The sequence below is a fragment of the Clostridium sp. genome (assembly GCF_036569345.1).
Lineage (GTDB): Bacteria > Bacillota > Clostridia > Clostridiales > Clostridiaceae > Clostridium_AD.
The window spans coordinates 1-14,989 of sequence record NZ_DATCQT010000006.1 but is presented as its reverse complement, the minus strand read 5'-3'; the positions used below and the strand labels follow the sequence as shown (position 1 = coordinate 14,989).

The window sequence follows — 14,989 nt, the reverse complement described above, 5'->3', positions numbered from 1 at the left end:
AAAAGCAAAGATAGGTGTGAGATTTAGAAATTAATAAAAATAAAGATTAACATTAACATTAACAAAGATAAGTAAGAAATTATTCGTATTATTTAGGGGTGGTTTCTTATCAAACTTATAATTAGATTATACAAGGAGGTTATAATGGACCAGATATTTATAAAAATTAAAAAAGAAGAGAATTTTTACAATAAAGATATGATGACCTCGAGTTCTGAAGAACGAACAAATTGGTATAACACCTTAAGCAAAGGTCAAATAGTGAGTGTATTAGAACAGTTTGTAACTAATGAAATAATAAAAACTAATAAATATTGAAATTCCCATGTATTTATAGTATTAATTAAATTATCCGTGAAATAATATTAAACAAGAGGCCGTTTTTACAATAAACCAATTAATTTTTTAAAAAAATATTTTTAGGAGAGTGACAAATGAAAAAAACTAAATTTATATCTCTATTACTTATTATTATCACATTATCAGGGTGTGGAACTAAAACCACTACACCACCTAAAGTCAGCAAAAGTAATACTGGTGCAGTAATAACCTATAAAGATGGAGTATATGACATAAAGCATAAAAGTACAAAACCAGGATATGAGGAAGCTGTTGTAACAATAAAAAACTCTAAAATCGTGAACATAGACTTAAAAAGATTGGATGATAAGCAAAAGGAAGTCAACTATAACGAATGGGATGGAACTAAAAATGATTATCCAAATTTAAAAAAATATAGAATAGATTTAGCAAAAGAAATGCTTGCTAAAAAGTCACCTAACGTTGAAGTTATAACAGGTGCTACTCAAAGTTCAAACGGTTGGAAGGCTGCTGTTTCAGCTGCTTTAGCAAAAGCACAGTAAAAATACAATTAAGAATTTAATGGAGATAGAAATCATGGTTTCTATCTCCATTTTTATACTTTATAAATGAAACTAACTGAATAATTGCATCTACTACCCTAGCTTCATATTTTTGAATCCTCTATAACTTCCTTTAGTACCTTTGAAGATTCTAAAAGTTTATCACTTTCATCCTCATTAAGTTTAACTTCTAATATTTTCTTAACTCCGTCTCTACCAAGAACTGTTGGCACTCCCATATAAATATCTTTGATTCCGTATTCACCTTTTAGTAAAGAGGATACAGTAAGAATTGAATTTTCATTACTTAATATTGCTTCAACAATCCTTTTTATGGCTAGAGCAACAGCATAATAAGTCGCTCCCTTTTTTTTAATAATAGTATAAGCTGATTCTTTTACTTCCTTATATATATTTAATTTCATTTCTCCACCACAATTTTTAGTACAAGTATCACAGTACTCATCAACATTCATACCTGCAATGCTAGTTAAACTCCAGGTAGCAATTTCAGAGTCACCATGCTCACCCATTATATATGTATGTATATTTCTGGCATCAATTTCAAAATGTTTGCTAAGCAGGTATTTAAATCTTGAAGTATCGAGAACCGTTCCAGAGCCAATCACCCTATTACTTGGAAATCCTGAAAGCTTATATGTTATATAAGTCAATATATCAACAGGGTTTGAAACTACTAATAATATAGAATTCGGGCTAAATTTTACGACCTCTAGAACTATACTTTGAAATATTTTCAAGTTTTTAGAGATACAAGAAAGTCTTGTTTCTCCTGATTTTTGGCCAACTCCTGCTGTAATAATTACAATATCCGAGTCTTTTGTGTCTGAATATTCTCCAGATGTTATTTCAATAGGCCTTACGAAGGATACGCCATGTGATAAATCCATCGCCTCGCCTTCAGCTTTTTCCTTATTTATATCTACAATTACTATTTTAGATGTTAACCCACTAGCCATTAGTGCAAATGCAGTAGTTGATCCTACAAAACCCGCTCCAATTATGGATATTTTATTTCCTCTTGTCATCATATAAAAACTTCCCTTCTTTTGTTAATACTATATACTAATTACTATTATATACTAGTTAATATATAATAGTAACTGTTTATAAAATAAATATTAAAATCTTAGTGTATCTAACCATAAATTTAATTAGTAAAACCCATACCTTATATATAATTAAGATATGGGTTTTAAAATATACGCTATATTGATTTTGAAAATTATATTTTTGTAAAATTAAATATTTAAAGAACTATATATTTATTTATAATCTCGTTAAGTTCATTAACATTTTGATTTGACCAAGTAGTGAAATCTTTTTTAGCACCGTCGATAACACTCGCAAGTTCAAATAGAAATTTTGGTACTTCATCTTGCCTAATATCACCGTAATTTTTACCTAACTTTGTTTTACCTATTCCAAGATTTCCATCAAGGTATAACTCAAATACATTTATAAGCTCATCTTTAACCTTTTTCTTTTTACCACAAAATCCAATTGTTCCTATTTCATGTACAGAACAGGAGTTAGTACATCCTGATATATGAACACTAGGCAGTATATCTTTTGTTAAATTGTTTTCTTTAAAATAACTAAGTATTTCCCTTAAAGTACGCTGACTTTCCAAAATTCCCATCTGACAAGTAGGAACCCCAATACAAGCAACAGAAAATTCAAGCGATGTATTTCCACCCATTACGCTAGTTAGATCTAGGATTATTTCAGCTTCTTTCCCATTTAAATTTCTAATATATAATCCTTCTGTCATAGTTAGTCTTACTTCTACTCCATCCATAACTTCTATTTTGTCCATTATTAACTTTAAATGCTCACTTTTTAATTGTCCCCCCATTGGATGTACATAAACACTGTATAAACCCTTTTGTTTTTGAGAAAATAGTCTTGGACTTTGAGTTAAGGTTTCAATACCATCTTTGTCATAAATCTTGCTTTCTACAGTAATTTTAAGATTTTCTTTTGCCTTAACTTTTTCCAAATAACCATTATAGCAATTTATAAATTGCTCTTTACCCATTCTTTCCATAATATATCTTATACGAGCTCTACCTTTATTTACATAATCTCCTTCTTTAACAAAAAGTTCTGTTAGTGCTTCAACATGATATAAAATGTCTTCTGGATTAATTAACAGTTCGCTTTTAATAGATAATTTTGAATTCTTTCCCATTCCGCCACCTAAATATACTTTAAAATACTCTTTGTCGTTTTGTTTAACCGCCAAAAATCCTAAGTCAGTAGCAGTTACATGCGCATCATCTTTTTCGTTACTTGAAAATGCAACTTTAAATTTTCTAGGTAGTTTATATGTATAAACCTTATTTAAAAAATGTTTCCCTACCATTAAAGCATAAGGAGATACATCAAAAGCCTCGTTAATTTCTACCCCAGATAATGGCGATACTGAAACATTTCTAGGAAAATTGCCACCTGAACCCCTTGAATATAAACCTTTATTTATACCTTCCTCCATGGCATCACAAATTTCATCAATAGTAATTCCATGTAATTGAACTGCTTGCCTTGTAGTTAAATGTATACTTTCTAATTTATATCGCTTTGCAAAATCATAAATTAATTTAAGATCCTTTATAGAAGCTATTCCTGATGGTATTCTAAATCTAATCATAAATTCCTTGCCACTTCGCTGGGCATACACACCCATGCCACCAGAAACTCCTTTAAAATCATTTTTACTTATTTCTCCATTTATAAATTTATGCCCAAGCACTCTAAAATCTTCAATTTCACTTAGAAGAATATCATTTAAAGTATCCATCTATATCAGCCCTTTCATATTGCAACATTAATATGGTTATAGTATACTGTTCCTTAACCAATAAGTAAAATACACTTTTTTTATGGTACTCATTAATAATTCTGATAGGTAGGGTGATAATTTTGATTGATGAATTAAAAACTTTTATAGCTGTTGTAGATAAAAAAAGTTTTACAAAGGCCGCAAATAGCATGAACATATCTCAGCCTAGCGTAAGCTTACATGTTGCAGCTTTAGAAAAACATTTCAAAACAAGACTAATTGAAAGATCTAATAAACAGAGAACCATATTAATTACACAAACTGGAGCAATGTTATACAAAAAGGCTAAACAGATATTGTCCTTAATAGACGATACAAAAGAAGAACTCAATAATTATCATAATTCCACCTCTGGCACATTAAAAATTGGTGCTAGCATGAAAAAATTTCTATAAAGATACGATGGTTGTTGTAACTCCAACCTCTTTTACTTATGATAAAGATATCGGGCTTAAACTCTGTTTGTCAAATCAAACTTGGATGCATAGAGAAGAAGGTTCTGGCACTGGTGAATATCTAAACATGTTTTTAAATACAGAAGGTATATCTCCAAAAAATTTTATTATTCTCGGAAGTAATTACGCCATTAAAGAAGCCGTTAAAAACAACTTAGGTGTAACCTTTATTTCATCTTTAGTAGTAACTTCTGCAGCTAATAACCATGAGCTTAAAATTATATCTACTGAAACAAAATATAATAGGTATTTCTCTTATTTAGTTCATGAAAAAAATCTATCTAAAATAACAAAATTATTTCTCGGGAAATTAGAAAATGTGACACTATAAATAATAAAAAGCTGCAATGAATTATCATTACAGCTTTTTATGTTTAAATTTTTATAAAATTATTATTTATGATGAATTGGTTCTGTACTAAAACTAGCTTCTTTTAAATTCACTATCTTAGTTTTATACTTCACTTTATATCCTATCCATAAAGCTATAAATAAAGGTAATCCAATGTAAGACGCAATAATATTTTTCCAATCAATTTGATCAGCTGTAAAATATGTTACACCTTGTCCCAATATGACAATCACACATAATATAAGTGCAAGAATTGGACCAAACGGGAAAAATTTTGCTTTATATTTTAATTTATTTAGGTCTTTTCCTTGCGCTATAAATGCTTTACGAAAACGATAGTGACATAACGCAATTCCTACCCATGCTATAAATCCAGCTAAACCTGAAGCTGCAACTAACCACATATATACTGTTTCTTGAGCATATAAACCTATTAAAAAAGATGCGGAAGCCACTAATGTGGTAATTAGCAATGCATTTACAGGAACTCCTTTAGAATTCACATTGGAAAAAGCCTTTGGTGCTCTTCCTTCTCTTGCCATTGCGAATAGCATACGACTAGCAGCATACATTCCCGAGTTAGCACATGAAAGAACTGATGTTAAAACTACTGCATTCATAAGACTTGCTGCTCCTGCAATACCCGCCCTTTCAAAAATAGTGGTAAAAGAACTTGTTGTAACTCCAGCCTCTGTAAATGGAATCAATGCACTGATAATAAATATTGCTCCTAAATAGAATATAATAATTCTCCAAAATACGCTTTTAATTGCTTTAGGTATATTTTTCTCTGGATCTTCACTTTCTCCAGCAGCAATACCAACGAGTTCTGTACCCTGAAAAGAGAAACCAGCAATTAAGAAAACCATTAATATTCCTTTAAATCCAAAGGGGAATGGTCCTTTAGCACCGCTTTTAGGATCTAAAAATGTAAAATTTGAAAGCCCAACGTAGTGACCTCCAATTATTCCAAAAATCATTGCAACACCCACTGCTAAGAACACTATGACAGCTACTACTTTAATACTTGCAAACCAAAATTCTGATTCTCCATAAGCCTTAGCAGAGAGCATATTTAATCCAAATAATATTATTAAAAAAGAAATACTCCAAATAATTGCGGGCACATTAGGAAACCAATATTTCATAATCATGGCCCCTGCTACCATTTCAACTGCAACAGTAATTGCCCAGTTATACCAATAGTTCCAACCTAGCGCAAACCCTAATGCTGGATCAACGAATCTCGATGCGTATGTTTCAAATGAACCAGTAACTGGCATAAATGTAGCCATTTCGCCCAAACTTGTCATTAAGAAATATACCATTATTCCTATAACTGTATACGCTATTAACGCTCCACCGGGGCCTGCTTGACTTACTGTCCCACCTGAAGCTAAAAATAATCCTGTTCCTATAGCTCCACCAATGGCAATCATGTTAAGATGACGTGCCTTTAATCCTCTTTTAAGCTCACTCGTTTTTAAATCATTTGTTTTTAATTCACTCATTGTATACCAACCCCTTAATTTATAGATACCTACCCTTGAAAGTAGTATGAAGATGTTTATTAATCAACGAAGTAACAGACTTCACTATTAGAAAACTTAATCCTTTCCTTCATACATTATATTTTACATCATTACTATAGTTATTAGCAATAAATATAAAACCTATATACAAACAAGAAAAAATTTACTATATATTATATCCTATATTTTTCATAATAATTAATGCTGTGTCTTCTATAGCTCTTTTAGTAACATCTATTGTTAAACATCTTGTTCTTTTCATTACTTTTTCTGCATAATCAAGTTCATCTAATATTCTTGCATCATTAGCATATTGAAAGTTAAAATTTAATCCATTGAATTTTCCCATTCTATTTTTTCTTATTTCAATAAGCTCAAATGGATTTATTTTAAGACCTATAATTTTCTTTCCAGGAATATTGTATAGTTCTTCTGGAACAGGAACTTCTGGCACTAAAGGTATATTTATTGCTTTAATACCTTTATTAGCTAAATACATACATAATGGAGTTTTTGAAGTTCTAGATACACCAATAAGCACTACGTCTGCATGTTTTATTCCCTTATAATCTTGGCTATCATCAAAGTGTATAGCAAACTCCATAGCTTCTATTCTTTTATAATACTCCTCATCCATATTCCATATAGCTCCAGGAATATATTCTGGCTGTTTATTTAATAACTTAGATGCGATTCCTATTCCTGGTCCTAAAACATTGGATACAAATATTCCTTTTTCCAAGCATCTTTGAACTAAAAATTCTTTTATCTCTACCCTAATTATAGTCGAAATAACCATTGCTTTCGAATTAATATCTATTTTACCAATAAAATTATTAACATCCTCAGCTGTTTTGATATATGGTATTCTTTTTATTATCGCACTACCTGGAAACTGACTTGCCACTGATCTAGCTACAAGTTCCGCTGTTTCCCCTATTGAATCTGATACCGCATATATTGTTAACATTTTAAGCATCATCTACTTTCTTTTATATTTTAGTTTCAAAAATCCATATAAAACTTAAATTAAGATATCGCTTTTTAATAAATTAAACAACGTCGAACTTAAATTAAATTGACTCATTAGAACCTTTACTTCAGAAAGTGCTTTTTCTTTTTTATCATTAGATATATTAGTTTTCGTAGCCCTAATTAATATATTTTTAGGGGAATGTGATATATCTATAAATTCTAGAAGCTGAGTTTTATATCCCAGACTTTCTAAAAGATTTGCTCGTACACTGTCTGTCATAAGTGCTGAGATTCTTTCTTGTACAATTCCGTACCTTGTCAATATAGATAGTGAATCTGTTTTGATTTGGCTATTAAATTCATGTTGGCAACAAGGAACAGAGAAAATCATAGAACTATTCCACTTTATTGCATTATATAAAGCATAATCAGTAGCTGTATCGCATGCATGTAATGTAATTACCATATCTACTTTATTATCATATTTGAATCCATTAATATCTCCAAGTTCAAAATGCAGATTTTCATAATTATAGCTTTTAGCTATATCATTACATTTTTTAATCACATCTTCCTTTAGATCGAGCCCTATCATTTTTACATTGATTTTTTTAATTTGTACAAAGTAATAATATAATACAAATGTTAAATACGATTTACCACATCCAAAATCTAATATAGTAAGTTCCTTAAAATCATTTTTCTTAATTTCGTCATCAATAATTTCAACAAACCTATTTATTTGCTTATACTTATCATATTTTGAATTAACAACCTTACCATCCTTTGTAAAAATACCTAAATCTATAAGAGGTTCTATTATCATACCCTCTTTAAGAATATAATTTTTTTCATTGTTATGACCTTTGTTAGTTAGCTTTAGATTATCACTTGTTTTCTGACCTAGATGTATTTTACCTTTTTTAGATATTTTTAAATCAAATGTAGTAATATTTGACCAAGCATCAACTTGTTTATAATTAGATTCTACAAATTCTAAAAGTTTTTCTCCTAAAACAGATATCCCAATATTTTCATGAAAAACTTGTTTATCAGTAAATTTCTCTATTTGATAATATTGTTTTATATCATCTTCTTTTAATGTAAATATTATTTTATTATACTCTACATCCTTATTAATTTTATTGCTAACAACCAATTTTATAATATCTTGGTTGACTATTTCATCAATTGCTTTTTTTAACTCTTCCATTTCAACACACCTTATTATTTATTTTATATTACTTTTCTTAACGTTAATAGTATACTCATGAATATTACGTAGTTTTCGATTCATCCCATTCTTTTGCATAGTCTTCCAATACTTTATGAAGAACTTGCCCAATTTTAGAGTAAGATTCGTCATTAAGATTTGCAAGGGATATCCTGATAGCCCATTCAGGCCCATTAAATCCACTACTACCTAATAGCACTATTGAAGATTGCTCTGCAAGGCGTATAAGAATATCTACTGGTTTATAATTTTCCCGTAAATATTCTATAAATTGTTTATTATAATTTTGTCCTGCCCACTCCATTAAGTCAAATTGAGTATAGTAAGACGCATCAAATGGATCTAATTGTAAATCTAATCCCAATCCTTCAAATAAAAGTCTTTTTCGACGGTGGCAAATGTCCTTTGTTAATTGTTTATATCTATTATCTTTATCAATTATAGCAAATAAAGAAAAAAATGCCATCTGAACTTGCTGTGGTGTTGATAAGCCAGCGGTATGATTGAGTGCTACCTGCCTACTATCTGCTACCATTCTATCTATGAAATTTATATTATCTGGATCAGTAGAAATTCCACCATAACGTTTCCTTGCTCTTTGTTTTTTATCGACGTCTTGTTCTCTTAATAATTTATCAAATACGTTGTCTTCATACAATGAAATAGTTCCAAGACGCCAACCTGTTACTCCAAAATATTTTGAAAAAGAATATACTCCAATTGTGTTGTATGGCAAATCTGCCATTAATGAACGGAAATTGTCTACAAAAGTACTATATACATCATCAGAAATAATCATTAAATCAGGGTTATTATTTTCTACAATGTTTTTCAAGGATTTAACGGTTTCTGGTTTAATTGCAACAGAAGCTGGATTACTAGGATTAACTACAAATAATGCCTTTATTGTTGGATCGCTTATTTTCTCAATTTCTTTAGAAGAATATTGCCATGTATGTCTACCATCTTGCGTTGTCTCATCAGCCAAAACTTTAATGACTTCAAAATTATAGCGTGGTAAATGAGGAATTTCAAGATATGGTGTGAAAATTGGTGCCATAATTGCGATTTTATCTCCCTTTGACAATATATTGTTTGCAATCAATGTATCAAATATATAGCACATCGCGGCCGTTGCACCTTCAACAGCAAATGTTTTAAATTTTCCGTGAAAACTCTTATTGTAACAAAGTTCCTGAATAAGATAGTCATTAACTACACTTTCAACATGACTTAACATCCTATCTGGCTTTGGATAGTTATCGCCAATAATTCCATCAACTAATTCATAAATCCAGTCACCTGAATTAAAACCTTTCACTGCTATTCCATAATCAATCATTTTGCTAAGAAGTTCAATTCCAGGAGCATCTTGATTTTTTTTTGTAAAATCTATAAAACGATCTGCAATACCCACTTTGTTTGGCATTCCAGCTAAGTCGTTATCACTCCACACCCGCCGACTTTCTTCTACCGCGAATTGACCAAAAGTGAAAAAGGCTTCTCTTGGCGACGCTGCAATCCAGTTGGGATTTCCTCTACCCGCATCAAGTAAAGTGTGTGTTCCACTTTTTTTTGATTCCTCCGCAAGATTTATTAATTTATCTTTAAGTTCAAAAGGGCTTATTTTACCATAAACCTCCTCTATTTCCTCACGCGCTGCTGTTAACTTATCCATGTTCTTATCCTCCTAGTTTATAATTATCTTACTATTCTTTCTCAATATTTCGATAATTATATTCTTTTATACGAATGTTTTTTTATTGAACTATTTAATCAATAATTTTCTTTAGTTTTTCATTTAATCCTACCTTATCATTACCATTTGTTTTAAACCTACTTTTCTCTACAATAATATCATTTTTAATACTAATTCTCAATAATTATTAGCTCTCCGTGGTTTTAATCTCAAAACTTTTTCTACATAATCACTTTATAAATTTATATTTTTCATTGACATTACTAAAATTTAATGTTAAGATTCTTTTTAAATTAGTTATTATTATTGCGAAGATGGAGATTGTTATTTTATAAACTTAAGTTACAGAGAGTCGATGTTTGCTGAGAGTCGATGCTAAGTATAGAATTCAAATCACTCCTGAGCTGCTCACCTGAATAAAGTAAGGTAAGCCGGTTAGCCCCGATAAAAGGCTTAGGTTTGAAAGAATCGAAAAGAGAAGTGTCTTTTTTTAAGATACAATTAAGGTGGTACCGCGAATTACTCGCCCTTGAATTTATATTCAAGGGCGTTTTTTTTTTACAACAAAATATAATTAAAAAAATGGAGGTTTTAAATATGCAAAAATTAGAAACAAATTTATCATTAAATCAACCATTGGAATTTTATCTATCTGAAATTAAAAAGGCGCAGGCAAACCTAGAAGGTGTATCTAAAAAAACAGCTCTCATATATAGTGACGTTTTCAGTAATGAATCTGGAAATTCCGTTTATATTAAACCTGAAAATTTGCAGATCACTGGTGCCTTTAAAATCCGTGGTGCTTATAATAAACTTTGCACATTAACACCATCTGAGCGAAAAAGGGGTGTAATTGCATCTTCTGCTGGAAATCATGCACAAGGAGTTGCATATTCTGCTGAAAAATTAGGTGTTATGGCCACAATTGTAATGCCTAAAACAACCCCTCTTATTAAAGTTGAGGCAACAAAAAGCTATGGTGCAACTGTAGTTTTGTTTGGAGATTGTTATGATGAAGCTTACACAGAAGCAAAAAGATTACAAAAGGAGCATGATTATGTTTTTGTCCATCCCTTTGATGATTTGGATGTAATGTATGGACAAGGTACCATAGCTTGCGAAATTGTAGAGGAAATAGAAGACATTGATTGTATTCTTGTTCCTGTTGGTGGTGGTGGCTTAATTGCAGGAATTGCCCTTGCTGCAAAGGCTTTAAATCCTAACATTAAAATAATTGGCGTTGAGCCTGAAGGTGCAAAAGCAATGAAAGAATCTATGGACTGTCAAAAAATCGTACATCTTGAAACAGTTTGTACTATAGCTGATGGTGTGGCTGTAAAAAATCCCGGAGACATACCTTTTGAGATTATTAAGAACTACGTAGATGAAATTGTAACAGTTTCAGACTTTGATATAATGGAATCTTTTCTTCTTCTTTTAGAAAAACATAAACTTATTGCAGAAGCATCTGGTGCCTTATCATTTGCAGGACTTAAAAAAATAAAAGAAAGGGGTAAAAAAGTAGCTTGTGTTTTAAGTGGCGGTAATATTGACGTTGTAACAATTTCCTCCATGATCAATAGAGGTTTGGTTTCAAGGGGAAGGCTGTTCTGCTTTAGTATAGAAATGTCAGATATCCCGGGTGAACTTGTTAAAGTCTCAACAATTCTATCAAAAGCGAATGCCAATGTAGTGAAGCTAGATCATAATCAATTTAAAACAAATGATCGCTTTATGCAAGTTCAACTGGAAATTACTGTAGAAACAAATGGCCATGATCATGTCACTACCATCATAAATGAATTAAACAAAGGTGGATATACAGTTAATAAGATATATTAATATACTGTTTAACAAAACTCCCATCACCTAAGGTGATGGGAGTTACAAATGTTTATATAGACATTGTGTTTATTTTGATACCTTCAATTTTACCTAACTCCTCTTTCAAAGCAGATATTTCTTCTTCCTCAGCACAAAGTTGCAATAAAATCAAACCTCTTTCAGCACATAAATCCTTGCTTGTTTCATGAAGTCCTAATCTCATGCTAATAATACACCCATGTTTTGTTAGAACTTCTTGCAAATTTGGAGCAAACCTATTTCTTGATTCCAAAGCTATTGCCATTATTGTTGTATTCATATATAAATCCCTCCTAAGTTTTGTTAGTATGCCCAAAAAACAGACTAATAATAAAATTCTATAATAGTCTGTTAATACCTCTTTATATTACTTATTTAATTTTTTTAATGTTATCTAAAATAATGTACCAATATTTCAATGTATTGGTACATTACTTTCTATATTAGGTTGATACATTATTTAAAATTACATATTTACTCTATTTCAAAGTTATTATTCATTTTTTTTAACAATTTAAGTAATACATCTTTCTCTTCTTCAGAAAAATCTTTATACGCCGCTAAGTTCACTTGTTTAGAAATATCATTAACTTTATCTTCTATAACCTTACCTTTTTCAGTCAAAATTATATATGTTATTCTTCTATCTTTTTGACATTTTTCCTTTTGTACATATCCTAACTTTAATAACTTATTGACTAATGCTGTAATAGTAGACTTATCTTTTCCCACTAATTGTCCTATTTCTTTCATACTTAATTTCCCATTGTTATCATACAATGCGGTAAGTATATTTCCATATGAAGGCACCAGATCATACAGCTCTTTTTCCTTAAGTGATTTTTCAATAAAAGTTGTCATTTTTTTCTTGATTTTACTTATAAAATATACTATATATTTATCTTTCATACTTATGCTCCTACTCTAATTTATAATTTAAATTATCTATTTAATTATAATGTTGTATAAAGCATAAAGCAATTGCTAAAAATATCATTTGACATCGATGCAAATTCTTACTATAATTAGTTTTATATAAAACTATATTTTATAAAGGAGTTTTAAAATGAATAATAATGAATTTAGAGCAATGTTAGTCTCAGAAACAGAAAACAAAGAATATCAAAGAGAAATTGTAACTAGGCATATAAATGATCTACCAGAAGGTGATGTACTTATAAACGTAAAATATTCTTCACTTAACTATAAAGATGCTCTTTCTGCCACAGGAAATAAAGGAGTAACTAGAGATTATCCACACACTCCAGGAATTGATGCTGCAGGCATTATAGTTGAAAGCAATAACGGCACTTTTAAAGTTGGAACTAAGGTGCTTGTAACAGGATATAATTTAGGAATGAGTACATCTGGAGGTTATGCAGAGTATATTAGAGTTCCTGCTAAATGGATTGTAAAACTTCCTGAGAATCTTTCTCTAAGAGAGAGTATGATATTTGGTACTGCTGGATTCACTGCTGGACTATCTATTTATAAACTACTTAATTCAGGTGTTAAGCCAAGTGATGGAGATATTTTAGTAACTGGGTCAACGGGTGGCGTAGGTAGTTTAGCCATTTCAATCTTAACTAAGATTGGTTATGATGTCACTGCTGCTACAGGTAAAACTTCTGAAAGAGAAATGCTACTTAGACTTGGTGCAAAACATATAGTTAATAGGACAGAATTAGATGACAATTCAGGAAGAGCACTTTTAAAGAGCAGATGGGCTGGAGTAATAGACACGGTAGGTGGAAATATGTTAGCCACAGCAATTAAATCTACTAATTATGGTGGTAGCGTGACCTGTTGTGGAAATGTTGCATCCGATCAATTTTCATCTTCAGTCTATCCTTTTATTTTAAAAGGTGTATCACTCTTTGGAATTGATTCTGGTAAATGTCCTATGGATATTAGAATTAAAATTTGGAATAAATTATCATCAGATTGGAAACCTGATAATTTAGATGTAAATGTGAGTGAAGTGTCCTTAAATGGATTAAGTGAAAAAATAGATATGATACTGAGTGGTAAACATAAAGGTAGAACTATAATTAATCTTGATTTATAGATTTAATTAATATTTATTAGATATTAGGATATAATTTATTGCACATCAAATTACTAGTTTAGCTATATTTTACAAATAGTTTTCAGTTGACTAAAATAATTCACTTTATAAAAATTATGGTGGCCATAGGCCACCATAATTTTTTCTTTTACAACATTCTTCATAGCTTCCATACATGGTTTAAATATTTTTCTAATATCATAAACTTCTGGATTTTCACTTAAAATTTTTTTCATAGCTTTAGTATTTGCTTGTTTAAGTTCAGTATCATAATTAACTTTATTGATACCACTCCTAACAGCCTCTACCACCATCTCATTAGGAACTCCTGACGAACCATGTAAAACTAGTGGAATATTTATTTTATTTTTAATTTCCCTTATTCTATTAAAATTAATTTTAACTTCACCTTTATAAACACCATGAGCTGTTCCTACAGCGATAATTTTCTTATAAGATCAACTGACTTTAAAACGTTATCTATTGATATTTCTTCAACAGTATTTGTGGCCTCTTTCAATGATTTTTCAAGAATTTCATTAATTGGAGCAAAATCTAATTTCTCATTGTTTTGTACAGATATTCTGTACCTTAACTCCGTAAATCCACCAATTCCACATTTTTAAATTGTTCTTGAAACTGTTGCAGGAGAAGTATAAGATTCTTCTGCAACTTCTACAATAGACATATTTGAAAGTTTAGAAGAATTTATATTAATATAATTTATTACTCTCTTTTCTGTATCTGTTAAATTTCCCATAATGGTATAATCAACTTTTAATATCAAATTAATCACCTACTTTAGTAATATCAATAAATAGCTATTGGTATTTATTCTTTAATTATATATCATTTATTAACATAAACACATATATAATTTAATATCATTGTCATTTTTACACAAAATAAAAAACACTAAGTTAAACTTAGTGTTTTTTTGTAACCTGGCGACAACCTACTCTTCCACAAGGTCACCCCTGCAGTACCATCGGCGCATTGAAGCTTAACCTTCGTGTTCGGTATGGGAACGGGTGTTACCTTCATGCCATAATCACCAGATGAGAATATAAATATTCTCTGAA

At 30.2% G+C, this 14,989-nt stretch carries 14 protein-coding genes, 1 rRNA gene, 1 pseudogene and 1 other annotated feature; of the genes and pseudogenes, 5 read left to right on the top strand and 11 right to left on the bottom strand.

The window, feature by feature from the left end; translation table 11 throughout:
• Positions 1-144 precede the first annotated feature (144 nt).
• Complete coding sequence (locus VIM70_RS00305) at positions 145-318, top strand: hypothetical protein (RefSeq protein WP_331942949.1); 174 nt, start codon at positions 145-147, stop codon at positions 316-318.
• Between the two features lie 116 nt (positions 319-434).
• Positions 435-863 (top strand): FMN-binding protein, encoded by a 429-nt coding sequence (locus VIM70_RS00300; RefSeq protein ID WP_331942947.1) that lies wholly within the window; start codon positions 435-437, stop codon positions 861-863.
• A gap of 104 nt (positions 864-967) precedes the next feature.
• Here VIM70_RS00300 and VIM70_RS00295 read toward each other — a convergent pair whose 3' ends face one another.
• Together VIM70_RS00295 and VIM70_RS00290 are read right to left on the bottom strand one after the other, a co-directional pair.
• On the bottom strand, positions 968-1,912 hold the full coding sequence (locus VIM70_RS00295; RefSeq protein WP_331942953.1) for an L-lactate dehydrogenase: 945 nt from the start codon (positions 1,910-1,912) through the stop codon (positions 968-970).
• 221 nt (positions 1,913-2,133) lie between these two features.
• Positions 2,134-3,687 (bottom strand): nitrite/sulfite reductase, encoded by a 1,554-nt coding sequence (locus VIM70_RS00290; protein WP_331942946.1) that lies wholly within the window; start codon positions 3,685-3,687, stop codon positions 2,134-2,136.
• Between the two features lie 122 nt (positions 3,688-3,809).
• Here VIM70_RS00290 and VIM70_RS00285 point away from each other — a divergent pair.
• Positions 3,810-4,515: pseudogene (locus VIM70_RS00285) on the top strand (LysR family transcriptional regulator).
• Between the two features lie 62 nt (positions 4,516-4,577).
• On the opposite strand, the gene VIM70_RS00280 reads toward VIM70_RS00285, so the two are convergent.
• The 4 genes from VIM70_RS00280 to aspD all read right to left on the bottom strand — a co-directional run bounded on the left by VIM70_RS00280 (position 4,578) and on the right by aspD (position 9,955).
• Positions 4,578-6,047 carry an amino acid permease gene (locus VIM70_RS00280; protein ID WP_331942945.1) on the bottom strand — a complete coding sequence of 490 codons (1,470 nt, stop codon included), beginning with the start codon at positions 6,045-6,047 and terminating at the stop codon, positions 4,578-4,580.
• 187 nt (positions 6,048-6,234) lie between these two features.
• Positions 6,235-7,038 carry a pyruvate, water dikinase regulatory protein gene (locus VIM70_RS00275; RefSeq protein ID WP_331942944.1) on the bottom strand — a complete coding sequence of 268 codons (804 nt, stop codon included), beginning with the start codon at positions 7,036-7,038 and terminating at the stop codon, positions 6,235-6,237.
• A gap of 54 nt (positions 7,039-7,092) precedes the next feature.
• Positions 7,093-8,256 (bottom strand): SAM-dependent methyltransferase, encoded by a 1,164-nt coding sequence (locus VIM70_RS00270; protein WP_331942943.1) that lies wholly within the window; start codon positions 8,254-8,256, stop codon positions 7,093-7,095.
• A 64-nt stretch (positions 8,257-8,320) separates the two neighbouring features.
• The gene (gene aspD / locus VIM70_RS00265) at positions 8,321-9,955 is read right to left on the bottom strand and encodes an aspartate 4-decarboxylase (protein WP_331942942.1); all 1,635 of its coding nucleotides are present in this window, start codon (positions 9,953-9,955) and stop codon (positions 8,321-8,323) included.
• A 323-nt stretch (positions 9,956-10,278) separates the two neighbouring features.
• Positions 10,279-10,510 (top strand) — a binding site (T-box leader).
• Between the two features lie 63 nt (positions 10,511-10,573).
• Here aspD and ilvA point away from each other — a divergent pair.
• Positions 10,574-11,818, top strand: coding sequence for a threonine ammonia-lyase (gene ilvA, locus VIM70_RS00260; RefSeq protein ID WP_331942941.1), 1,245 nt, complete (start codon positions 10,574-10,576; stop codon positions 11,816-11,818).
• A 52-nt stretch (positions 11,819-11,870) separates the two neighbouring features.
• Here ilvA and VIM70_RS00255 read toward each other — a convergent pair whose 3' ends face one another.
• Both VIM70_RS00255 and VIM70_RS00250 read right to left on the bottom strand, forming a co-directional pair.
• Positions 11,871-12,119 (bottom strand): hypothetical protein, encoded by a 249-nt coding sequence (locus VIM70_RS00255; protein WP_331942940.1) that lies wholly within the window; start codon positions 12,117-12,119, stop codon positions 11,871-11,873.
• A 194-nt stretch (positions 12,120-12,313) separates the two neighbouring features.
• Complete coding sequence (locus VIM70_RS00250) at positions 12,314-12,748, bottom strand: MarR family winged helix-turn-helix transcriptional regulator (protein ID WP_331942939.1); 435 nt, start codon at positions 12,746-12,748, stop codon at positions 12,314-12,316.
• A 157-nt stretch (positions 12,749-12,905) separates the two neighbouring features.
• On the opposite strand from VIM70_RS00250, the gene VIM70_RS00245 reads away from it, so the two are divergent.
• Positions 12,906-13,907 carry a YhdH/YhfP family quinone oxidoreductase gene (locus VIM70_RS00245; protein ID WP_331942938.1) on the top strand — a complete coding sequence of 334 codons (1,002 nt, stop codon included), beginning with the start codon at positions 12,906-12,908 and terminating at the stop codon, positions 13,905-13,907.
• A 62-nt stretch (positions 13,908-13,969) separates the two neighbouring features.
• Here the strand turns inward: VIM70_RS00245 and VIM70_RS00240 are convergent, their stop codons facing one another.
• From VIM70_RS00240 to rrf, 3 genes are all read right to left on the bottom strand, one after another.
• Positions 13,970-14,350 carry a class II fructose-bisphosphate aldolase gene (locus tag VIM70_RS00240; RefSeq protein WP_331942951.1) on the bottom strand — a complete coding sequence of 127 codons (381 nt, stop codon included), beginning with the start codon at positions 14,348-14,350 and terminating at the stop codon, positions 13,970-13,972.
• Between the two features lie 179 nt (positions 14,351-14,529).
• A complete protein-coding gene (locus VIM70_RS00235) occupies positions 14,530-14,694 on the bottom strand; it encodes a hypothetical protein (protein WP_331942937.1) in 165 nt (54 codons plus the stop codon).
• Between the two features lie 155 nt (positions 14,695-14,849).
• Positions 14,850-14,966: ribosomal RNA gene (gene rrf, locus VIM70_RS00230) — 5S ribosomal RNA — on the bottom strand.
• Between the last annotated feature and the right edge of the window lie 23 nt (positions 14,967-14,989).